At 58.4% G+C, this 22385-nt stretch carries 23 protein-coding genes; 5 read left to right on the top strand and 18 right to left on the bottom strand.

From position 1 onward, the window contains the following. Window positions 1-45: 45 nt before the first annotated feature. From Q0J75_RS13195 to Q0J75_RS04845, 7 genes are all read right to left on the bottom strand, one after another. A complete protein-coding gene (locus Q0J75_RS13195) occupies window positions 46-282 on the bottom strand; it encodes a helix-turn-helix domain-containing protein (RefSeq protein ID WP_363315706.1) in 237 nt (78 codons plus the stop codon). Between the two features lie 581 nt (window positions 283-863). Beyond that, window positions 864-1460 (bottom strand): sigma-70 family RNA polymerase sigma factor, encoded by a 597-nt coding sequence (locus Q0J75_RS04870; protein ID WP_297197493.1) that lies wholly within the window; start codon window positions 1458-1460, stop codon window positions 864-866. A 642-nt stretch (window positions 1461-2102) separates the two neighbouring features. Then, on the bottom strand, window positions 2103-2861 hold the full coding sequence (locus Q0J75_RS04865; protein WP_297197489.1) for a rolling circle replication-associated protein: 759 nt from the start codon (window positions 2859-2861) through the stop codon (window positions 2103-2105). Window positions 2862-2907: 46 nt separating this feature from the next. Then, on the bottom strand, window positions 2908-3306 hold the full coding sequence (locus Q0J75_RS04860; protein ID WP_297197486.1) for a hypothetical protein: 399 nt from the start codon (window positions 3304-3306) through the stop codon (window positions 2908-2910). Window positions 3307-3381: 75 nt separating this feature from the next. Continuing rightward, the gene (locus tag Q0J75_RS04855) at window positions 3382-3585 is read right to left on the bottom strand and encodes a hypothetical protein (protein WP_297197484.1); all 204 of its coding nucleotides are present in this window, start codon (window positions 3583-3585) and stop codon (window positions 3382-3384) included. Between the two features lie 505 nt (window positions 3586-4090). Then, window positions 4091-4270, bottom strand: a complete 180-nt coding sequence (locus tag Q0J75_RS04850) for a helix-turn-helix domain-containing protein (RefSeq protein WP_297197481.1) — start codon at window positions 4268-4270, stop codon at window positions 4091-4093. A gap of 3 nt (window positions 4271-4273) precedes the next feature. After that, window positions 4274-4465, bottom strand: coding sequence for a helix-turn-helix domain-containing protein (locus Q0J75_RS04845; RefSeq protein WP_297197479.1), 192 nt, complete (start codon window positions 4463-4465; stop codon window positions 4274-4276). Window positions 4466-4598: 133 nt separating this feature from the next. On the opposite strand from Q0J75_RS04845, the gene Q0J75_RS04840 reads away from it, so the two are divergent. The 5 genes from Q0J75_RS04840 (at window position 4599) to Q0J75_RS04820 (ending at window position 9665) form a co-directional block, all read left to right on the top strand. After that, a complete protein-coding gene (locus Q0J75_RS04840; RefSeq protein ID WP_297197476.1) occupies window positions 4599-5186 on the top strand; it encodes a helix-turn-helix domain-containing protein in 588 nt (195 codons plus the stop codon). 143 nt (window positions 5187-5329) lie between these two features. Continuing rightward, complete coding sequence (locus Q0J75_RS04835; RefSeq protein WP_297197474.1) at window positions 5330-6499, top strand: tyrosine-type recombinase/integrase; 1170 nt, start codon at window positions 5330-5332, stop codon at window positions 6497-6499. A gap of 197 nt (window positions 6500-6696) precedes the next feature. Further along, window positions 6697-7062, top strand: a complete 366-nt coding sequence (locus tag Q0J75_RS04830) for a helix-turn-helix domain-containing protein (protein ID WP_297197471.1) — start codon at window positions 6697-6699, stop codon at window positions 7060-7062. 317 nt (window positions 7063-7379) lie between these two features. After that, on the top strand, window positions 7380-7922 hold the full coding sequence (locus tag Q0J75_RS04825; protein ID WP_297197464.1) for an NADH peroxidase: 543 nt from the start codon (window positions 7380-7382) through the stop codon (window positions 7920-7922). Between the two features lie 162 nt (window positions 7923-8084). Continuing rightward, window positions 8085-9665: an NAD(P)/FAD-dependent oxidoreductase gene (locus Q0J75_RS04820; RefSeq protein WP_297197460.1), complete on the top strand. Its 1581-nt coding sequence runs from the start codon at window positions 8085-8087 to the stop codon at window positions 9663-9665. 39 nt (window positions 9666-9704) lie between these two features. On the opposite strand, the gene Q0J75_RS04815 is transcribed toward Q0J75_RS04820, so the two are convergent. The 11 genes from Q0J75_RS04815 to Q0J75_RS04765 form a co-directional block, all read right to left on the bottom strand. Then, a complete protein-coding gene (locus Q0J75_RS04815; protein ID WP_297197456.1) occupies window positions 9705-11069 on the bottom strand; it encodes a citrate/2-methylcitrate synthase in 1365 nt (454 codons plus the stop codon). A 184-nt stretch (window positions 11070-11253) separates the two neighbouring features. Beyond that, on the bottom strand, window positions 11254-12177 hold the full coding sequence (locus Q0J75_RS04810) for a magnesium transporter CorA family protein (RefSeq protein WP_297197453.1): 924 nt from the start codon (window positions 12175-12177) through the stop codon (window positions 11254-11256). Between the two features lie 368 nt (window positions 12178-12545). After that, window positions 12546-13661, bottom strand: coding sequence for a cell division protein FtsZ (gene ftsZ / locus Q0J75_RS04805; protein ID WP_297197451.1), 1116 nt, complete (start codon window positions 13659-13661; stop codon window positions 12546-12548). Window positions 13662-13717: 56 nt separating this feature from the next. Next, the gene (locus tag Q0J75_RS04800; protein ID WP_297197448.1) at window positions 13718-14107 is read right to left on the bottom strand and encodes a small basic family protein; all 390 of its coding nucleotides are present in this window, start codon (window positions 14105-14107) and stop codon (window positions 13718-13720) included. Then, complete coding sequence (locus tag Q0J75_RS04795) at window positions 14108-14863, bottom strand: DUF881 domain-containing protein (RefSeq protein ID WP_297197445.1); 756 nt, start codon at window positions 14861-14863, stop codon at window positions 14108-14110. Between the two features lie 16 nt (window positions 14864-14879). Beyond that, window positions 14880-15806 carry a cell division protein FtsQ/DivIB gene (locus Q0J75_RS04790; RefSeq protein ID WP_297197442.1) on the bottom strand — a complete coding sequence of 309 codons (927 nt, stop codon included), beginning with the start codon at window positions 15804-15806 and terminating at the stop codon, window positions 14880-14882. 90 nt (window positions 15807-15896) lie between these two features. Continuing rightward, window positions 15897-17144 (bottom strand): UDP-N-acetylglucosamine 1-carboxyvinyltransferase, encoded by a 1248-nt coding sequence (murA, locus tag Q0J75_RS04785; RefSeq protein ID WP_297197439.1) that lies wholly within the window; start codon window positions 17142-17144, stop codon window positions 15897-15899. 80 nt (window positions 17145-17224) lie between these two features. Then, window positions 17225-18358 carry an undecaprenyldiphospho-muramoylpentapeptide beta-N-acetylglucosaminyltransferase gene (gene murG / locus Q0J75_RS04780; protein ID WP_297197437.1) on the bottom strand — a complete coding sequence of 378 codons (1134 nt, stop codon included), beginning with the start codon at window positions 18356-18358 and terminating at the stop codon, window positions 17225-17227. Between the two features lie 212 nt (window positions 18359-18570). Next, window positions 18571-19782 carry an FtsW/RodA/SpoVE family cell cycle protein gene (locus tag Q0J75_RS04775; protein WP_297197435.1) on the bottom strand — a complete coding sequence of 404 codons (1212 nt, stop codon included), beginning with the start codon at window positions 19780-19782 and terminating at the stop codon, window positions 18571-18573. A gap of 36 nt (window positions 19783-19818) precedes the next feature. Beyond that, window positions 19819-20799 (bottom strand): phospho-N-acetylmuramoyl-pentapeptide-transferase, encoded by a 981-nt coding sequence (gene mraY, locus Q0J75_RS04770; protein ID WP_297197433.1) that lies wholly within the window; start codon window positions 20797-20799, stop codon window positions 19819-19821. Window positions 20800-20919: 120 nt separating this feature from the next. Next, window positions 20920-22359: a UDP-N-acetylmuramoyl-L-alanyl-D-glutamate--2,6-diaminopimelate ligase gene (locus Q0J75_RS04765; RefSeq protein WP_297197432.1), complete on the bottom strand. Its 1440-nt coding sequence runs from the start codon at window positions 22357-22359 to the stop codon at window positions 20920-20922. Window positions 22360-22385 lie beyond the last annotated feature (26 nt).

The following is a 22385-nucleotide window of genomic DNA, read 5'->3' as shown; positions in this document are numbered from 1 at the left end:
TTCGATTGAGCCGTTCCGGCCTTGTGGCTGGGGCGGCTCTGTTTTTTATTCCCACTGGTCTGTTCTTCCAAGGAGATAGTCCGTTGATACCCCGAATACGTCCGCCAGGACGCACACAGTTTTTGTAGACGGATCAGCGTCTCCCCGCTCGTACAGTCCTATCATGTTTCGGCTAAGGCCGCATAGCTGAGAAAGGGCGCTCCTGGATACATGTTTTCTTTCCCGCAACTCCTTAATTCTCCTTCGCAAGGTTCTATTCACAGACCTACCCCCATTTTGCATTTGCCGAAAATTCTAAATTCCCAAGCGCTTGGCATTTTCTCCGAAAAGCAGAACGGCCAGCAAAAGCATCCTCACGGGCAGCGCTGCGCGGCCTAGATCACCGCCCGCTCGTTCTGTCAAAGAGCTGGCCGCTCAGCAGCCGTACGAGGCCCAGGTTGCACCCAGCGGCCATTCCCCCCACCAGCGAGCGGGGGGCCATGCTCCTGGCCTTCAGAGGTCCACTCGGGGCAATGCTGCGCAGCCAGGAGGCCACCGCCCGCTCGCTCTGTCAGAGAGCCGACCGCTCAGCAGCAGCCGTATAGGCCCCCCACGCTACACTCCAGGAGGGGAAGTCCACCAACCTCCACCGGTAAGCTGGCACCCATGTTCAGGGCCTACCAGAGCTCAGCCCGGGGCAATGTGGCACGGCCAGGAGACCGCTGTCCGCTTGTTCTGTCAGAGAGCCGACCGCCCAGCAGCCGTACAGGGCCCCCATGCTACACTCCAGAAAAGGGAGCCCACTACTCCCACCCGGCGAGCGGGCGCCTACCACCAAAACCCCGCCCCGAGCAGCTTGCGCGGCCAGCAGCACCACCAGTTATTCACAGGTACTCCCGTAACCCCCGGGACACGGCGGGCCGTCTCAGCGCCCGCAAGGCTTCGCGGTGTATCTTTGGATCAACAGGCAGCCCGGCCCAATAGCGTAGGATTACCGCCCGGCGCTGGTCCTCTGGCAATCCCACCAGGGCCTGCCGCACGGCTGCCCGCCTACGCTCTACAAAGTCCCGCTCCACCACCTGCTCCACATCCCGCTCCGCCGATTTATCCGGGATCACATCCGCCAGGGAAATTTGTTTCCCATCTCCGTCCTGTAGCGGCATTTCAAGTGACATACTTGTTTGCAGCGGGTCCATTCTGTCCCGCTGGGTTCTCTGTCCTGACGACGCGGTAAACGCCGCTTTTAACCGCATGGCATACCAGGTGATAAAGCGCCCTTCTTCGCTTTTCCAGCTGCCCAAGGCGTCCAGCATGGCTAAAAAGCCCACCTGGGCGTAGTCCTCTATTTCCATGCCATGGCTGTGGTATGCTGCCCACTTTTTACCCTGCTGCCATGCAAACCGCCGTACCTGTCCCCACAGTTCCAGAACCTTGCCACGCTCCCCGCTCTGGATCATGCTTGCGAGTTCTTCATTGGTCATGTAGATGCACCCCGCCTTTTCAAAACTCCCGTGTCCAAACAGCCCCACGGCGGCCCCTTCGCCCTCCAAAGTGTGAGGGTGCGACGCCGCCTGACTGCATCTTAATACGAGCGGGATTCCGGGGGCTGCCAGCTCAACGGCGGCCAGGATCACCGCCCGCTCGCTTTATCAAAGTGGAGACTCCGGCTCCCATAGGTGGGCCGTAGTCTGCTCCCTGGGCCCGCTGGAGGGCCACCCGTGGTATGCGGGGCGGCCTAGGCAATGCGCAGCACCAGGGGATCACCGCCCAGCTGCCGCCGGATAGAGGCCCACGCTACCCCACTGAAGGGGAAGGCCACCACCCTCCACCAACGAGCGGGTTCCCATTCCCTTGGCTCACTCCGGGAATACTGGGCCGACAGGGGCGCAATACGGCCAGAATATTGCCAGACATCTGCCACTGGCTAGATGCCTGTAGGCTGCCTTGCTAAGGCGTTTCCTGGATTTCTGCACCTGGCCTCAGATGAACCGCGCCCGCGCACCTCCGCGCAAGGGTCTTAGCAAATCTTATCCTGTTTACGCCTCTAGCATAGCGCATGGTGTAGCGGCAAATCAATGCCCAAACCACCGATTCTACATGCCCTGTTCTAAAGTTATATCTTATTATAAACAAGACATAAGAGGCCACGGCTCGCTTTTTTGCGGGCGTTCCTCTCCCCAGTATTTAGGTGGAATATAATATTTGATGTAGCAGTAGCTCCCGAACTCTGTAACCTTTTCCTCCTTCTCCAGCACATGCGCACCGATGGGCGCGGTCAGTGTCTCATCGTTGTCCACATAGCTGTATGTAACCTTCGGTTTTTCCAGATTTTTGCTTGAAGTCCACAGCTGCGCCCCGACCTGGCGGCCTTCTACACCCTCTTTTGTCATGTACTCTGCCCAGGTCACATATTCCCGGCACCCAAGGTATTCAATATCAATGACATCCCCATAAGGCCACAGGCTGCGGATTGTCTCAATGTCCCGCTCGGTGGCATTCATGATGATATGATGGTGTAATTTACCGTCTCCGTGCTTTTCCTCCGTGACGTAAATATATTTAAATGGAATCCCTACGGATTTCCTGTATTCCCTCATGTTCCGCAGGAATTTGCGCACATTGATTACCGCTCCTTTTCGATTGGCCGGAAGATCTTTTGGGCGATAGGTCAAGGTAAGGAAAAGATCACTCCGCTTGAAGGCGGCCGCAATCTGCATTTCCAACTTCCCCCGCGCGGTTTTATCGTTCATGGCCTTCTGTGCGGCGCTGGTCATACGGGACTTGGCCGCCCGTACCCGGGGGCCGTCCCTGGGCTCCGGAGCTGTATAAATCACGGTCTTTATCAGGTCGCCGGCCACTATGGTCTTTTTCCGCTTTGCCATATGCTGCCCCTTTCTCTGGTGTACCGGTGTCCTGGCTCTGGCATACTTACTTGAAGAAAGATAAGTCCACGCCGTCAACAGGGAAACGGTAATATCTGCCGGGAATCCCCCAAAACCACGCACCCCGCTCTATTCCTTCAGGGCCAAGAATCACGATGCTTTCATCGTGCCCGTCCACAATTCCGGCTGATCCGGCGGAATATTCGGGGTGTTCCAGGTATACTGCCCGTCCGTGCATCCGCTTCAGATGTTCCCTGGTCAGAGGCGGGTTTTCCATCCGCAGGGCCGCATATCTGGCCGCCTCCAATGCTGCTGCCAGTATGGCCCGTTCCCGTTCCTGCGCTTCTCTGCTGCGCTGGTTGTCAAAGGGGATATTTTGCATAATCTTTAGTGCTTTTACCGTGTTGCGGTAATCCTCTGCCGTGTATGTCAGGTATTGGTCCATGCTCATTCTGTCCTCTGTTTAAACGTCTGCGGGGGTACGGCGATCTTCCATACCCCCGCAGATTTCTCGTTTCTCCTATTTTGTGGCTCTGTTCTTGGTTGCTCTCACGCCCTTTGCCCGCCCATACTCAAAAGCAAGGCACAAGGCGTCCATAGGAGCCTGTTCCGCCAGAGCGCGGAGATCCATCATTTCTGCAATGTTCATTTGATACGGGGTGGAATCGCTGTATGTAACCCCGGTGAGCTCAATATAGCGGCGCATTTTCTCCAGACAGGTCATACTTGTGCCACCTTTCCCACGATAGAACGTACAATGCCGAGCACAAGGGACAGTTGCTTGGCATCTGCCCGCTCGGTCAGGCAGGAAAGCTCCGTCCGGGTTTTATTAGTGGTCATGTGCGATAACTCCTCTCTTCAACTTCCAGCTGGTATGGGGGGCTCTCTGGATGGGCTTAAAATCCCCATTATCGCCGGATTCCCTTTACAGTGTCAAACTTCCCACCGGAAGCTGGTGCGTGCTCTAGCTGGTTCGGGAGCTCCGCATAGTGCTGTTCCTGAAATGGCCTGCCCGGTGCTCACAACGCCGGACAGGCTCTTTTGCGTCCTCACAGTCGCAGCGTTCACCCGGATCCAGATGCGCCCCACAATTCGGGCATACTTTGAAGTACATGGAAAAGCCTCCTTTTTTGAAATTCACAATCGCTTGGCAATTTGCCAGGCCCACACACAGGTACGCCGCGCCTACCAGGGCTAGCCGGCAACCATGCGCTCCAGGGCGGCCCGCCTCATGGCTGTGCTTCCACCTGAGCCTCCAGCCACCGGGCCAGGCTCTCGCAGGGGATCAGGATTCGATTGCCCACCCGCACCGCCGGGAATCCGGCAACGTGGGCCAGGTTATAGACGGCCTGCACGCCCACGCCCAGCACTTCCGCTGCCTCCGGCACCGAATACGCCAGTTTTTCCATGACTTACGCCTCCTCTTCCAGAATCTCCTGCCCCAGAACGGCGGCCAGCTTCTCCGCTGTCGTTCTGGCACACGATTTTCCGTGTTTTACGCCGCTTATTGTTACCCTGGATACTCCTGATAATTTCGCTAAGCGAAGTATGTTAATATCCTTCTTGGCAAGAGCGGTCGCAAATTTTATTCGATCAATTCTCATGTCTACACCTCACAATCATTTCCTTGTGTCCATAACTATAACACAAGGAAAAACTTTTGTCAATTTGTTAAAACAAAAGGTTTTCCTTGTGTTTTGCTCTTTCAAATGTTATTATATTTGTGGGGTGATTTTAATGACCACCGGACAAAAAATAAAGTCAGCAAGATTAAAAGCCGGTATGACGCAGGCAGAACTTGCAAAAAAGCTTGGTGTTTCCTATCAAAATATAGGACAATTTGAGCGCGATATACGGAAACCAAAGATTGACACTTTGAACCGTATTGCTTTCGCACTTGGAGTTTCTTATGTAGAACTTCTTTCAGATGAAGATAGTAATCGCCTTGATTTAATTACTTCTGAAATAAACGCATATACCAATGCTATTGAGCGGTCAGCCAGTATTATTGATAAGTGCGTCAACGAGCTTAACAGTCTTATGGGGAGAAGTGCTGATACATCTTCTGAGCCCCTGATCAAAGAAACAGGTCTCGCCGGTGATGATGCATTTAATCATCTTGGCGCCGCACAGCAGCGTTTAGATGATACCCTCGAATCTATATCAACGTATATCAATACCGAGCTGGACAGTAAGAATCCAGAAGATAGGGACGCGTTTATAAAGATGGTAGTTCCCATTCTTGAAGAATGTAAAAAGATCATCACTTCCAGTAAGCCTCAGTCCAAAGATCCCGCCATCGATCCCACAGGCAGTAAAGAATGACAGACATGAAAAAAGCCGCCCCTGGTGCTGGAACACCAGAGGCGGCAAGAGCGATTATGACCCCTCACAAGAATCAAAACCGCGCCCATATTGTACCATAGAAGGACGAGCGGGCGCAAGTGGCAAGTGGAAAGGAGAGCCGTATGAGCAGAAAGGCAGCGTCGGGCGCTGGCACCATACGCAAGAAAACTGTGACCCGCTCGGGAAAGGAATATACCTATTGGGAGGCCCGCTTCACCGTTGGCCGTGACCCCGGCACCGGCAAGCAGATCCAGCGGAGCATAACCGGGAAAACACAGAAAGAGGTAGCCCAGCGCCTCAAAGCAGCCACTCTGGCTGTTGACCAGGGCACCTATACCACACCCACAAAAATGACCGTTGGAGTGTGGCTGGACACATGGACTGCGGAATACCTAGGAGGTGTGAAGCCCGCTACCGTTCAGGTGTACAAGAATAATGTCCGTCTGCATATCAAGCCGGCCCTGGGCGCGGTGGGGCTTTCTGAGCTGCGGCCTCATATGGTACAGAGGTTTATCAACGGCCTGGAGCTCTCCCCGGCCTCCGTCCGGCTGGCCTATAAGGTACTTCATCAGGCGTTGCAAAAGGCCGTGAAGCTGGACTATATACCCAGGAACCCGGCGTCTGATTGTCAGCTCCCCAGAATGGAACAAAAGGAAATTTGCCCGCTGGATGATGAGCAGGCCGCCGCACTCCTTCTAGCTGTCAAGGGTGGCCGCCTGGAGCTGCTGATATCTGTCGCCCTGTTTACTGGCTGCCGCCTTTCCGAGCTGCTGGGTCTGACCTGGGATTGCGTGGACTTCCAGAAAGGGACGATTCTAATCTGTAAGCAGCTGACTCGGCCCGAGCACCGGGCGGAAAGCGGCCTGTTTATCTCCCCTAAGAACGGCAAAAGCCGGACGATCACCCCTGCCCCCTTTGTTTTGAAAAACCTGAAAGAGCAGCGGCGGCGGCAAGCCGAAATGCAGATCAAGGCCGGCCCTTTGTGGGATAATCCCCACAACCTAGCGTTTACAGATCAGATTGGTGGGCCGCTGCTCCAGCAGACTGTGGAAGGGTGGTTTTCCGCCGCCATTAAGGCCGCCGGTCTGGATAGTGTGAGATTCCACGACCTCCGACATACATACGCCGTCAATGCGATTCGAGCGGGTGACGATATCAAGACAATTCAAGGCAACTTGGGCCATTCCAGCGCGGGCTTTACTCTGGACAGATACGGTCACTTTACGGAGCGTATGAAGCAGGACAGCGCTGCCCGCATGGAGGGCTTCATCAAGGCGGTTTTCAGCTCGTAAGGGAAAACATAAGGGGAAAACAGCCCATATAGAGGCTAAAAACATCCGTGTAAGCATTGCAATTACTAGACTTCCTTCTTTTATTCATTCGCAACCAGCGGTTGCGGAAATTCCAGCCAAACTTGATGGTAAGAAACCGCCTGGTCTGATAGGCTGGACTCATCCGGAAGGGCCGGAAGAAAGGAAGGCGAACCAAAATGACATTGGGAGAACGGATTCAAACACACCGAAAACGGGCGGGCCTGTCTCAGGAGGCGCTGGCGGAACAACTGGGGGTATCCCGGCAGGCAGTCAGCAAATGGGAGGTGGACGCCGCCCAGCCGGAGCTGGATAAAATAGTGGTTCTGGCCAGGGTATTTGGAATTACCACCGACGAGCTTCTGCTGGGAGAAGCGCCGGACCCTCAGCCTGCGGAGGGGGGCGCTCCTAAAAGCAATCCGCCCCGCTGGTATCTGTTGGGGATCATTCCCCTGGCACTGGGGATCTGGATGCTGGTGCGGGGGATCATGGGCCTGATTACCATGATGAGCTTTTTACAGATGACACAGGTACCCATGGGATAAGGAGGGACAGAAGATGACTGTTGGTGGTATTGATACGAGCTACATGACGTTCGCTCTCTCTATCCCTGTCTTTGGGCAGATTGTGATGGGAGCCATCCTGGCAGGGGTAGGCATTTCGATCCTGGTGCTGGGACACCGGAAGTATGGCCGCCGGAATAAGAGGTAAGACGGGAAAAACTTTTCCCAATTTTAAAAAAGGGCTTGACGAAAAAGTTAAGTTGTGCTATCTTAATATCAGAAATGATAATCATTACTGATTAGCACTTCCGCTAACCCTAGATACATGAAAATTTAAGTAAAATTAGGAGGAAAAACACATGAAAAAGTGGGTCTGCTCTGTTTGCGGTTATGTTCACGAGGGGGATTCCGCCCCTGATTTCTGCCCCATCTGCAAGGCTCCCAAGGAGAAGTTCGTGCTCCAGGGCGGCGACAAGACCTGGGCTTCTGAGCATGTGGTAGGCGTGGCCAAGGGCGCTCCCGAGGAGATCATCCAGGGCCTGCGCGAGAACTTCCAGGGCGAGTGCTCTGAGGTCGGTATGTACCTGGCTATGGCTCGTGTGGCTCACCGTGAGGGTTATCCCGAGATCGGCCTGTACTGGGAGAAGGCCGCCTACGAGGAGGCTGAGCACGCTGCCAAGTTCGCCGAGCTGCTGGGCGAGGTCCTGACCGACTCCACCAAGAAGAACCTGGAGATGCGTGTGGACGCCGAGAACGGCGCTACCCAGGGCAAGACTGATCTGGCTAAGCTGGCCAAGCAGCACAACCTGGACGCCATCCACGACACCGTCCACGAGATGGCCCGCGACGAGGCCCGTCACGGCAAGGCTTTCGAGGGCCTGCTGAAGCGTTACTTCGGCTAATTTGTCAAGCAAAGGGTTCCCCGGTCCATTGGACCGGGGAACTTTTTTGCCATTGGGCTTTGAAAGTGCCCGTACTTTTGATATACTGCAACTTGGCGATTACAAGCCTTCCCATTACAAACTGGTAGAAATCCCTTCAATTCTGAATGACGAGGTAATTCTATGCTCCGGATTCAAAATATCCCCCTGCCTATTGACGGCGGAAAGGGTCAGTTGAAAAAGAAGGCCGCCCGGATTCTGGGGATCAGGCCTGATGCGATCCAGAGTCTGACCCTGGCCCGGCAGTCCATTGATGCCCGCAAAAAAAGCGACGTCCACTATGTCTGTACCGTGGACGTTACTCTGGCGGATGAAGCCAAGGTCCTCTCCCGGTGCCGGGACAAAAACGTCAGCCTGTTCCAGCCTCAGCCCTATGTCTTTCCAACCGTGCGGCGGATTTCTCCCCTGCCGCCGGTGGTGGTGGGCATGGGTCCTGCCGGCCTGTTTGCCGCCCTGTTTCTGGCCCGGAACGGTCTGGCCCCCATTGTGCTGGAACGGGGCCGCCCGGTGGAGGAGCGGACGGCGGACGTGGAGCGGTTCTGGTCCATCGGCGTGCTGGACCCTTCCTCCAATGTCCAGTTTGGCGAGGGGGGCGCGGGCACCTTCTCCGACGGCAAACTGACCACCGGCACCCACGATCCCCGGATCTCCACCGTGTTCCGCACGCTGGTAGAGGCGGGGGCTCCGGCGGACATTCTCTACCAGCACAAACCCCACATCGGCACCGACATCCTGCGGAACGTGGTAAAAAATATGCGGCAGGAACTGCTGCGGCTGGGCTGTGACGTGCGCTTCGGCCACAAGCTGGCCGGGCTTACCCTCCGGGGTGAGGCAGTGGCCGGGCTTACTGTGGAGGGCCCCCAGGGCCCCTACGACCTGCCCTGCGACGCCCTGGTGCTCTCCCCCGGCCACTCCGCCCGGGATACCTTCCAGATGCTCCTGGAGGCTGGGGTACCTATGGAGCAGAAGCCCTTTGCCATTGGGGTGCGGATCGAGCACAGACAGGCCGCGCTCTCTCTGGCCCAGTTTGGCCCAGCTTGGGAAAGTTTACCTGCCGCCGACTACAAGCTGGCCTGCCACCTGCCCAATGGCCGCAGCGCCTTTACCTTCTGCGTCTGCCCCGGCGGGCAGGTGGTGGCCGCCGCTTCGGAAGAGGGGCGGCTGGTGACCAACGGTATGAGCTGCCGGGCCAGAGACGGTCAAAACATCAACGGCGGCTTTTTGGTTGGCGTAAATCCAGGTGACCTTGGCTCCGATCACCCTCTGGCGGGGGTGGCCTTCCAGCGCCGTTGGGAGGAAGCCGCCTTCCAGCTGGGCGGCGGCCATTATCATGCCCCCGCTCAGACGGTCAAGGACTTTTTGGCCCGGCAGGCATCCAAAGCCCTGGGGGCCCTCTCCCCCACCTACCTGCCCGGCGTCACGCCTACCGATCTGGACCGGTGCCTGCCCGGCTATGTTACCGATACTCTGCGGGGCGCTCTGCCGGTTTTTGACCGAAAGCTCCACGGCTTTGCCGCTCCGGACAGTGTGCTCACCGGCGTGGAGACTCGCTCATCCTCTCCGGTGCGTATACTCCGCGGAGAAAATTATCAATCAGTCATCACCGGACTCTATCCCTGCGGAGAGGGAGCCGGGTACGCTGGCGGCATCACTTCTGCCGCTGTAGACGGTATCCGGGTCGCCGAAGCGGTAGCTCAGGGATGAAAAAAGCCGCATCCATACGGATGCGGCTTTTTGCTCTGTTTAGCGGTTCTCCATGGGCACATAGTCGGCATGGGTGCCCACATACTTATAGGCAGGACGGATGATCTTGCCCATGTTGATCAGCTCCTCGATGCGGTGGGCGCTCCAGCCCGCCACACGGGCCATGGCAAAGATGGGGGTATACAGCTCCAGAGGCAGGTCCAGCATGTGATACACAAAGCCGGAATAGAAGTCCACGTTGGCGGATACGCCCTTGTACATCTTCCGTTCGTCGGCGATAACCTCGGGACCCAGCCGGGCCACCATGGAGTAGAGCTCGTATTCCTCGTTGCGCCCCTTCTCCCGGGACAGCTTTTCCACAAAGGATTTGAAGATGTTGGCACGGGGATCGGACAGGGAGTAGACCGCGTGGCCCATACCGTAGATGAGGCCCGCCTTGTCAAAGGCCTGCTTGTTCAGCAGAGCCCGCAGGTAGTGGCGCACCTCGTCCTCGTCCTTCCAGTCCCGCAGGTGCTCCTTCATGTCCTCAAACATCTGCACCACCTTGATGTTGGCGCCGCCGTGCTTGGGGCCCTTCAGAGAGGCCAGAGCGGCCGCCATACAGGAATAGGTATCGGTGCCGGAGGAGGTGACCACATGGGTGGTGAAGGTGGAGTTGTTGCCGCCGCCGTGCTCGGCGTGGAGGGTCAGGCAGATATCCAGCACGTGGGCCTCCCAGAAGGAGTAGGAGGAGTCGGCCCGCAGCAGAGAGAGGATATTCTCCGCCGCCGACAGCTCAGGCCGTGGGGCGTGAATGTACAGGCTGCTGCCGCTCTTGTAGTTCCAGGCCTGATAGCCATAGACGCTGAGCATGGGGAACAAAGCGATCAGCTGGAGGCACTGGCGCATCACATTGGGCAGGGAGATATCATCCGCCCGGTCGTCATAGGAGGCCAGATTGAGCACACTCCGGGCCAGAGAATTCATAATATCATGGCTGGGCGCCTTCAGGATCACATCCCGCACAAAGTTATTGGGCAGGGAGCGGTAATAGGACAACTGCTTGGTAAAGCCGTCCAGCTCCTCCTTAGTGGGCAGCTTACCCAGCAGGAGCAGATAGGCAGTCTCCTCAAAGCCGAAACGGCCCTCCTTCAGAGCGCCGCCCACCAGCTGCTCCACGTCCACGCCACGGTAATAGAGCTTGCCCTCGCAGGGAACTTCCTGGCCATCCACAATCTTCTTGGCAACAATGTCGGAAACCTCCGTCAGTCCGGCCAGAACGCCCTTACCGTTCAGATCCCGCAGGCCCCGCTTGACGTCATACTTTACGTAATCCTCCGGATCAATCCGGCTGTTTTCTCTTGCCAGCCCCGCCAAAACTTCAATTTCAGGCGTAATATCACAATAGTTGGGATTGCTTGCCATGAATAACCTCCGTTCTCTTTACCATACCCAGGGACCGGGGCCCCTTTGCCAATTCGTTCAATGCTAATGATTATGCCATAAAAATGTTACCACAGTATGAATCAGATTGGATTTTTCCAATAAAATTTTCTCCGTTAAAGTAGTAAAGACCCGCCGCGGGCAAGCCGTGCGGCGAGTCAATGGCTTAAAACAGATCCTTCTTCTTCAGGATAACGCCTGTCACCACAATGACGCCCAGGGACAGAACCAGCGGGAACCACCAGAATTGATCCAGAGGCAGGTTGGCCACATTCATGCCGTAGAAGCTGAAGAAGATATTGGGGATGGTGAGCAAAATGGTGATGGAGGTCAGCACCTTCATGATGACGTTCAGGTTGTTGGAGATGACGGAGGCAAAGGCGTCCATCATACCGGAAATAATGGAGGAGTAGATGTTGGCCATCTCAATGGCCTGGCGCACCTCGATGAGCACGTCCTCCAGCAGGTCGTGGTCCTCCTCATAAAGGGTGATGATGCGGCCCCGGAGGATCTTTTCCAGCGTGACCTCATTGGCCTTCAGAGAGGTATTGAAGTAGACCAGCGACTTTTCCAGGTCCAACAGCTGGATCAGCTCCTTATTCCGCTGGGACTTGTAGAGCTGGCGCTCCATATAGTTATAGATCTTATCGATCTGCTTCAGGTATTGCAGGAAGCGTTTGGCCACCTGGAGCAGCATATAAAGGATGAACTGGGTCCGTTTCTGGGTGTCGGCATTGCGCACCAGCCCGTCCTGAAAATCCTTGAGGATAGAAGTCTCCTTCAGGCAGACGGTAATGATGTGCTTCTCGGTCACAATAATACCCAGAGGGAGGGTGGAGTACACCACCGCGTCGTCCTTTTCCACCGAGGGGGCATCGATGATGATCAGGGTCTGACCCTCCTCGGTGTCGATACGGGAGGTCTCCTCCTCATCCAGAGCAGCCCGCAGGAAGGTGGGCTCCACGCCCAGGGTCACCGCCACTGAGTTCAGCTCGTCCTCGCTGGGGTAGGTCAGATTGACCCAGCAGCCGTCCTGTACCGCGTCCAGCCGGGTCATTTTTCCGTTGATGGTCTTGTGAATTGAAAGCATTCTCTCACGCCTTTCCGGGCGCAGGGGTCAAAAAGGCATAAAAATCCCCGCACACCTATTGTCTCGCTGGTCCGCCCCTGCTATACGGGTGGACCAAAAAAGGGCACAGGCGTGCGGGTGCTGCCGGCGGGGCCGGTCACACACGGAACAGATACGCCGTGCCAGTTACGCTGCATTCTCGACTCAGAGGGTCACCGCTCACGGCGCATATCACTCCCTTACGGATCAACATTTTGTGGTCAGACCGGCCGCCTCTTCCATCGGCCGTCGAACCGTCCCCTATTATATGCTATTTCCCGCCGGATTGCAAGCCTGGAGGCATAGAAAAGGAGGGTCCGCCGCGTAGCGGCGGCCCCTCCATGAGAACCTCAGTGATTTCGGTTAAAGATCTTGAAGATATCCTCAAAGGGATCGTCCTCAACAGGAGCGGCAGGCTGGGGCTGTCCGCTTGCAGCCGTCTGAGGCTGCTGGGCCACCGCCTTCTTCTCCGCCGCGGCGGTGAAGGGCTTGTTGGGCATGGCCCCCTCCAGCTCCTCAAAACCGGTGGCAATAACAGTGACCCGGATCTCGTCCTCCAGGGTGTCGTCGAAGGCGGCGCCGAAGATGATGAGGGCGTCGGGATGGGCGGCCTGCTGTACCAGGTTGGCAGCGGTCTCCACTTCCTCCAGGCCGATGTCCACAGAGCCGGTGACGTTGACCAGCACGCCCTTGGCGCCGTTGATGGAGGTCTCCAGCAGGGGGCTGGAAATGGCCATCTTGGCGGCCTCCTCGGCCTTGTTCTTCCCGGCAGCCCGGCCCACGCCCATGTGGGCCATACCGGCGTTCTGCATGACGGCGGTGACGTCGGCAAAGTCCAGGTTGATAAAGCCGGTATTCTTAATCAGGTCGGAGATGGACTGCACCGCCTGGCGCAGCACATCATCGGCGATTTCAAAGGCATTCTGGAAGGTGATCTTCTGGTCAGTGGCAAATTTCAGCCGCTCGTTGGGGATGATGACCAGGCTGTCCACTCGGGTACGCAGCTCCTCAATGCCCTTTTCCGCCTGCATCATCCGCCGGCGGCCTTCAAAGTTGAAAGGCTTGGTGACCACGCCTACGGTGAGGATCCCCATTTCTTTGGCGATATCGGCCACAATGGGGGCCGCGCCGGTACCGGTGCCGCCGCCCATACCGGCGGTGATGAACACCATGTCGGCGTCCTCCAGGGCCTTGGAAACGGCGCTGCGGCTCTCCTCAGCGGACTTGCGGCCCACCTCGGGGTCGCTGCCGGCGCCCTGACCGCCAGTCAGCTTTTCACCGATTTGAATCTTCAAAGTAGCGCTGGAAACGGCAAGCGCCTGCTTGTCCGTATTCACAGCGATAAAATCAACACCCTTTGTTCCGGTCTTTACCATGCGGTTGACTACGTTATTACCGCCGCCGCCAACACCGATTACCTTAATGGTAACCACGTTGTCCGGCCCGGTATCCAGTCCAAACGCCATAACTGCTCCTCCTATGTAGAACGTATTCGTGAAAAGGCACGTAGAAAAAATCCCTCTTATTTCTGGTCTTCCTGGCTGGAAGATACTATATCTAGTTGATTTATTGTATCTCTCTTTTGCTTCGAGGTCAATAGTTCCCGCCGGATTTTAGCAAAGTTTTGAAACATGCGTGCGCCAAAAACGACCACCGCGGCCAGGTACAGCGGGATGCCCAATTTCTGTCCCAGCCAGGTAAGAAAAGCGGCAATGGCGGCATTTCCGATGATACCGGACAGAAATACCGGCAGGTGAAACTCCCCTTTGATCCGGGCGCAATACCCGCCCAGGGCCGAGTCCAACGCCGCCAGCAGCCCGGCGGCCACATAGAGGGAGTACTGGCTGGGGATGGTCCATGGGACCAGGCTGCCCGCCGCCAGACCCACCAGCAGTCCAATCAACTCCAGCATTTACTCTCCCCCCTCTTCCTGCGGCTCCGGCGCGGCTGTTTTGGCATAGTGATACTCCACCGTACCATTGTACTTGGGGATGAGCAGCAAATCGCTGGTGGTCACCTTCACCGAGATTCCCCACTGGCTGAGCACATCCACCACCCCATTGCGCATGGTCAAGGCGCTGTACAGGGTATCGCTGTCTCCGATGGCGAAGATCACATAGGGGGCGGCGTACCGCCGCCCGTTGACTGTCACCACCGCGCCGGTACAGCGGATCTCACTGGTGGCCAGCAGCCGCTCTCCGTTGAGGGAGATGGCCTCCGCTCCCGCCGAGCGCAGTTCGTTGACCACCGAGAGCAGGTCGCTATCATGAATCAGATAATCGGCCTCGTCGCCGGTCACATTGGTCTGCGCGGAGTCCTCCAGGATCACGGTCACGCCCGGCCCCTCCACATCGGTATACCCGGCGGTGATCTCCAGCTGCTCCACCTCCTGGCGCAGGGCCTCACTGCCCGAATCGCCGGAGGCGGCCTGATCCCGGTAATGGCTCAGTTCGCTTTGCAGCTGGGCCACCTGGTCCTCCAGGGCGTCCTTCTGTTCGCTCTGCTCATTATAGAGCTCCTGCAAGGTCTCCAGCCGGCTGGCACTGGCGGCGTCTGCCGCACCGGTGAGCCGCACGCTGCGCAGCTGCGCCGCCAACAGGTAGCCCACAATGATGCACACCACCACTACCGCAAATTCGCCTTTGCTGCGTCGTCTCTTTCCCGTCATAATCCGCTCCTCGCTGTTATTCCTCCGTCTCGGGCGCCTGCTCCGGTACCTCAGGCGTTTGGACGGGCTCTGTCACCCCGTTTTCCTGGGTTGTGCTCTCTCCCCCGGTCTGCTGCTGGGCGGGCTCGGTGGGGACCTCCAGAGGGCTCCACCCCTCGGGCATCCACCGGTCAGGCAGCAGATGGACCTCCCGGCTTTCATAATTCAGATCCAAGGTGCCGGTGCGGGTGATCCCCCGCTCGTCCATGGTCTCCAGGGTGCGCTTGAGCTCATAAGTGGCGTCATCAAAATCTCCATTCAGCGGAAAGACCACCGTCAGATTTTCTCCGTATCCAAACCGGATCTCATTGCCGGAGCTCAGATCCAGGAAAGCCGTCAGGCTGCCTGTCATGCCCCGGGCCTGGATGGCCTCCAGAAAGGCCTGGAGCCGTTCCAGTTTGTCCTGCTCCTCCGCAGCCACAGTCAGGGTGTTGCCCACCGAGGGATTCACCGGGGTTAGCCCCAGCAGCTGGGGCTTGTCCTTTGTCAGCGTGGCGTCCCCCATCTCCAGCAGTTTACAGCTGCCGTTGAGCAGCCAGTAGGACCCGCCGCTCTCCACCCAAGCCACACCGGCGCTCTCAGTCACCTCAAAGATCAGGGTGTCGGGGAGCTTGCGGCTGATGGTCACATCGTCCACATAGGGCAGCTGGGTCAAGATCCGTCCGGCGATCTGATATTTATTGAGGGTAAACAGGTTGTCCCCCTGTTCTACCCCGGCGGCGGCAATGATCTCCTCCTGGGTGTACCGGGAGTTGCCCGTCACCACCATGGTATTGGCCCGAAAAAAGATGATACAGCCCATCAAAATGGCGGCAAAGATGACCAGAATGGACAACAGCTTATAAAGGCCGCCAAAACGCCCTCGGTTCCGCCGTCGTCTTCCTCTGTTTCGTCTTGCCGCCATTCTGTCGATCTCCTGTTCTTTTTTCTTTATCCTCACACAGAATCGTTGAATTTTTGAAAAGAAATTCTTACGATTTTCTCAAACTTCTATTCATACCCGCCGGATGTCCGCCCCCAGACGCTGTAAGTCGTACTCCAGGGACTGATAGCCCCGGTCGATGTGGTGCAGTCCGGTGATGGTGCTTTTCCCTTCCGCGCCCAGAGCAGCCACCACCAGGGCGGCCCCGCCCCGCAGGTCGGAGGCCAGGACGGAGGCCCCATGGAGCCGGGAGGCCCCGTACACCACAGCCACCCGGCCCTCCACCCGGATGTCCGCCCCCATGCGGATCAGCTCATCCACATGGCGGTAGCGGCTTTCAAACATGTTTTCCACAAAAACCGTACAGCCGGTTCCCCTGGCCAGAGCGGCCATCAGCGGCGCCTGGGCGTCGGTGGGAAAACCGGGATAGGGGGCGGTGCGCACCGGGCGCACCCCCTTCAGAGGGCCGTCGGTCTGGAGGCAGATCCGCTGGTCTTCGCTTTTCACCCGGCAGCCGGCCTCTTTCAGCACCGCCGTCACCGTAGACAGGGTGCGCCAGTCCACCCCGGTGACCTCCACGCTGCCCCCCGCCGCAGCAGCAGCGGTCAGATAGGTGGCGGCCACGATCCGGTCCCCCATGACCCGGTAGGCCCCGCCGTGGAGGGGAACCCCTCCTTCCACGGTGATGACCGAGCTGCCCGCTCCCCGGACCTTGGCCCCCAGAGTCTGTAAAAATCCCTGAAGATCAACGATTTCCGGCTCCCGGGCGGCGTTGGTGATGGTGGTGATCCCCTGGGCGCACACCGCCGCCAGCATAGCGTTCTCGGTGGCCCCCACACTGGGCAGAGAAAGGACGATATCCGCCCCATGGAGCTGCCCGGAGCAGGACAGGCCGCCCCCCTCCTCCTCCACCCTGCCCCCCAGGGCGCGGATGGCGGCCAGGTGCAGGTCGATGGGCCGGGGTCCCAGCTCACAGCCGCCGGGGGCGCACATCTGTGCCTGTCCCATGCGACCCAGAATGGCCCCCAGAAAGATAACAGAGGAGCGCATCTCCCGCATGAGGGCGTCGGGCACGTCGAACCGGGTGGGGGCGGAAGCGTCCACCACCACCGCGTCCCCCTCCCGCTCTGCCCGACAGCCCAGGTGGCGCAGGATGGCCAGGGATGCCTCCACATCGGAGAGGCGGGGACAATTCTGGATCACACAGGCCCCCGGAGCCAGGAGACAGGCCGCCAGGATGGGCAAAACGCTGTTTTTTGCTCCGTGGACCTGTACACAGCCCTGTAACGCCCGTCCGCCCTCTACGATATATGCACACATAGCTTCCATCCTCCGCAGTTAGGATTTAGAGCCCCCGGGCTCTTATGTATGCCATCCTATGCGTCGGAGGAAAGGCCGGTTCATTTTGCCCGCTTTTCCAGCAATTCCTTCAGGGTCTGGTAAATTTTTTCCGCGGCGTCGGGAGAACCCATCTCCCGCAGGGCGCGGCTCATGCTGTCCCGGCGGCTCTGGTCGTCCAGCAGCTGCCCTACCAGATGGTACAGCTTTTCGCCGCTGGACTCGCTCTCCGGCAGGAGCACTGCCCCCCCGGCGTTGGCCAGCACCCGGGCGTTCTTGGTCTGGTGGTCGGCCACCACGTTGGGGGAGGGCACCAGCACCGCCGGCCGGGCAATGGCGGTGAGCTCCGCAATGGTGGAGGCCCCTGCCCGGCACAGCACCAGGTCGGCCGCCGCCATCACCAAAGGCATATCATAGATGTACTGCCGCACCTCCACGCCGGGGTATTGGGTCAGGTTGATCCCCTTCCCCTTCAGGCCGTCCAGCACCTGCTGGTAATTGCGGCCCGCCCCGTGGATATGCCGCCAGGGAGCGCCGTTCTGACACTCCAGGGCGATGCACTGGGTGATCTGGTCGTTCATCACCTTGGCTCCCAGACTGCCCCACACCGAAACCACCAAAGGCCGGTCGTCGGTGAAGCCCAGCTTGGCCCGGGCCTCCTTCCGGTTATAGCGGAAGAAGTCCTCCCGTACCGGAGTGCCGGTGACCACCACCTTGGAGGGGTCGTCGTAGTGGCTGCGGCTCTCCTCAAAGCCTACCATCACCACGTCCACCACCTTGGACAGGGTCTTGGTGGTAAGACCGGGGACAGCGTTGGACTCGTGAACGGCGGTGGGGATGCCTCGGGCCGCCGCCGCGTTGACCACCGGATAGGAGGCGTAGCCTCCGGTGCCCACCACCAAATCGGGCCGGAACCGGTCTAGAATGGCGTTGGCCTGCTTTTTGGATTTATTCATGTTCAGCAAGGTTTTGAGGTTGTGCCCGATGGCCGCCGGAGTGAGGGAGCGATGGAAGTTGGTGATGGTCACCGTCTCAATGGGGTAGCCCTCCTTGGGCACCAGCCTGGTCTCCATGCCGCCGTCCGCCCCCACAAAGAGCACCTCACACCCCGGATTGCGGGCCTGAAACATCTGAGCCAGGGCCACGGCGGGATTCACATGGCCTGCGGTCCCGCCGCAGGTAAAGAGGATTTTCATTGGCGTTTTTTCCCCTCCTCATAAAGTAGGGACGGTCTCCGACCGCCTGCGGATAAAAGAAATTGAAATTCTGTCTTTCCGGGAATTCACTTCCCGGAAAGACACCTCGACCCGCGCCACAGGGCGCGAAACCGGGGGTATTGAGCCAAGTCGCCGGCTTCGCCGGCACGCAGGCTCATATCTAGGGGGCATTGGATGCCCCCTAGATTGTTCTACTCCTGTTTGGGCGCTGGGATTTGCCTGGATACGGATAGCACCATCCCCATCTCCGCCAGCTGGATCATCAGGGCCGTACCGCCGTAGCTGAAGAAGGGCAGAGAGATACCGGTGGAGGGGATCAGGTTGGTAACCACAGAGATGTTCAGAAAGACCTGCACCGCCGTCAGGGTGGTGATACCCACCACCAGCAGAGCGCCGAACCGGTCCCGGGCGTGGACGGCGATCCAGTAGCCCCGGATCACCAGAAGGATAAACAGAATAATTACAATGGCCGCTCCTACAAAGCCCATCTCCTCACACCAGATGGAAAAAATATAGTCGTTCTCCGACTCAGGCAAGTAGAGGAATTTCTGTCTGCTCTTCCCAAATCCAACACCCAGCAGACCGCCGGAGCCGATGGCATACAGGGACTGAATGATCTGGAAGCCCTTATCCCGTCCGTTCATGCCGTCGTTCCACGGGTCCTTCCAGATGGCCAGACGGGTGGCCATGTAGCTGGTCTGGGTCATAATGAAGAACAGGCCGGCTGCCGCCAGGGTGCCGCCGCCAACGAACCAGTAGAGCTTGATCCCGGCGGCAAAGAGCACCGACGCCCCGCCCACCAGCACCAGAATGGTACCGGACATGTGGGGCTCCATCAGCATCAAAATAGCCACAACGCCCAAAATCAGAAAATACGGGATGGGCTCCAGCACGCCCTTTTCATCCATCCAGGCATAAAGGCCGCTGAGCGGATGGCGGGGCGGGAGCCGCTTATGCTTTTCGGTGTTGCGCTTGGACAGGCGGGCGGCAAAGTACATGATGACGCCTACCTTGGCGATCTCCGAAGGCTGGAAACCGCCGATGATGGGCAGGCTGATCCAGCGCTGGGCGCCCACGGTGCTCCGGCCATAGCCAAAGGGAAGCACCAGCACCAGCAGCACAATGGAAACACCCAGCACAAAGATGGACAGGCCCCGGAAGGTCTGATAGTTGATCTTGGAGATTAGGTACATGGCAACCAGGCCAACCACACCGAATCCGGCCTGCTTGATAAAATAGTTGGCCGGATTGAGCCCCTCGTTCATGGCGGTAGGGTAGGAGGCGGAGAACACCGCGACCACGCCGATGGCCGTCAGGATCACCACCAGCATCAGAAACGGAATGTCAATGGGTCCGCGGGACAGCTGCTGCAATACGGTCAGGTCCCGCCTGCGTTTTGTCATGGCTCCGTCACCTCCTTACCGGCTTTCCATCCGTTCTCAGCGGTACATGACCCCCCAGAACGCCAGTACGCACATAACCAGGGTGATCCCGGTAAACACGCAGAAGAGCTTCACCTCGCTCCAGCCGCCCATCTCCAGATGGTGGTGGAGGGGAGCCATACGGAAAATCCGCTTGCCGTGGGTGAGCTTGAAGTATCCAACCTGTATAATATCAGATAAAGTTTCCGCAATGTAGATAATTCCCACCAGAATCAGCACCAGGGGAATGTCCAGCGCAAAGGCCAGACCGCACACCGCGCCGCCCAGGAAGAGGGAGCCAGTGTCCCCCATGAACACCTTGGCGGGGTGGAAATTGTAGATCAGAAATCCCAGCAGACCGCCCAGCAGAGCAGCGGAGAAAATCCCCAGCTCGTAGTGTTCCCACCAGCAGGCCACTGCCGTGAAGAAGAGCATCACCGGCATGGTGACGCCGCTGGCCAGACCGTCGATGCCATCGGTGATGTTGACAGCGTTGACGCAGCCCACCATGACAAAGGCGGCGAACACCATGTACAAGGGCCAGGGCACCGACAGCGTCACATTGAAAAAGGGAATGTACAGATCGGGGGTCAGATAACCAAAATTGCGCATCAGCACCGTGAAGAGAATGGCCGCCGCCAGCTGAAGGAGAAACTTCTGGGGGGCGGTCAGGCCGGTATTCTCATGCTTTTTTACTTTAAAATAGTCGTCAATGTAGCCGATAATCCCAAATACCAGAGCAAACACCAGGACAAAGCCGCCGCCAAATCTTCCTGCGGCAAAGTCCTGCCACCCCAGAGCGGCCACCGCCACGATGGCGGCGATGATGAACATAAGCCCGCCCATGGTGGGGGTGCCCTGTTTGGACATATGCCAGGTGGGGCCGATCTCCTTGATGGACTGCCCAGCCTTCATGCGCCGCAGCATGGGAATCAGGGCCTTTCCCGCCAGTGCGGCCACCACAAATCCGATCAGGCAGCTGATGACGATCCTCAACATCTCTTTTGCAACCTCCAAAGCCTCTCACAGCCGATTTTTGTCCGTGTAAATGGACCAACGTGGTATTTTATCACAGACTGTCCCTTGTTTCCACTCTACAAATGCAACAAACTTCCGGCGCTATTTTGTGAAAAAGGCGGAGACTTCCTCCCGCTCATCCAGATGGTATTCCACGCCGTTGATCTCCTGATAGGTCTCGTGTCCCTTGCCCGCCAGCACCACTGTGTCTCCGGTCCGGGCCAGGGACAGGGCCAGAGGGATGGCCTTCCGCCGGTCGGGCTCCACATGGCGCTGAGCCGGGGTACCCTCCATCCCCGCCAGAATGTCCCGAATGATGGCCTGGGGGTCCTCGGTGCGGGGGTTGTCGGAGGTGACCACCGCCACATCGGACAGCTGCCCGGCAATGGCCCCCATCTGGGGCCGCTTGGACCGGTCCCGGTCGCCGCCGCAGCCAAACAGGCAGATCACCCGCCCTTTGGTAAAATCCCGGACGGTGGTCAGGATGTTCTCCAGGGCGTCCGGGGTGTGGGCATAGTCGATGAGCACCGTATAGTCCGCCGGAACGGGCACCACCTCAATGCGGCCCTTCACCCCCTGGGCCTTGGCCAGAGAGGCGGCGATCTCCCCCAGAGGCAGCCCCAGGGTCAGCCCGCAGGCGATGACGCCCAGGGCGTTGTAGATGGTAAAGCCGCCGGGGATGGGCAGTTTTACCCGGGCGATGGCCTGCATGGTCACCGCCTCAAATTCCACCCGGTCGGGAAAAAGCCGCAGGTTTTTGGCGGTAAGGTCCGCCTCGTCCCGGCACTCGGAATAGGTAACGGCAGGACAGGGGACGGTATCGGCATAATACCGTCCCGCCTCGTCGTCTAAATTGAGCACCGCCTGGTCGCATTGCCGGAAGAGCAGCCCCTTGGCCTGGCGGTATGCCTCCATGGTGTGGTGGAAATCCAAATGGTCCTGGGTCAAGTTGGTAAAAATACCGGTTCGGAACCGGATTCCGTCCAGCCGGTGGAGCACCAGAGCGTGGGAGGACGCCTCCATCACCACATGGCTGCACCCGGCGTCCGCCATCTCCCGCAGCAGCTTCTGCACCTCCCAGGATTCCGGGGTGGTGCGGTGGGCGGGGAGCACTTCCCCGCCCACCATGTTCTGGTTGGTGCCGATGAGCCCCACTTTGGCCCCCAGCACGCCCTCCAGCATGGCTTTCAGCAGATAGGTGGTGGTGGTCTTGCCATTGGTGCCGGTCACCGCCAGCACCGTCAACTCTCTGGCCGGGTGGCCGAACCAGTTGGCCGAGACCGCCGCCAGAGCGGCCCGCGGGTCTGGGGTTGCCAGCCAGGGCCCCGCTCCCTCCGGAGGGCGGCGGCAGAGTACCGCCGCCGCCCCCTTGTCCAGAGCGGTCTGGATAAATTTATGTCCATCGGTCTTATAGCCCGGCAGCGCCACAAACAGGCAGCCGGGGATCATGGTTCGGGTGTCATAGCATATGCCGGTGATTTCCACGTCCTGGATCTGCCGGGCGGTGAGGGGCACTCCCGCCAGCACGTCATTCAGCTTCATGCACACACCCCGCTTTCTGGATGGAT

Source organism: uncultured Flavonifractor sp. (assembly GCF_944385615.1).
Lineage (GTDB): Bacteria > Bacillota > Clostridia > Oscillospirales > Oscillospiraceae > Flavonifractor.
The sequence above is the reverse complement of the archived record's forward strand: the minus strand, read 5'-3'. Positions and strand labels throughout refer to the sequence as shown.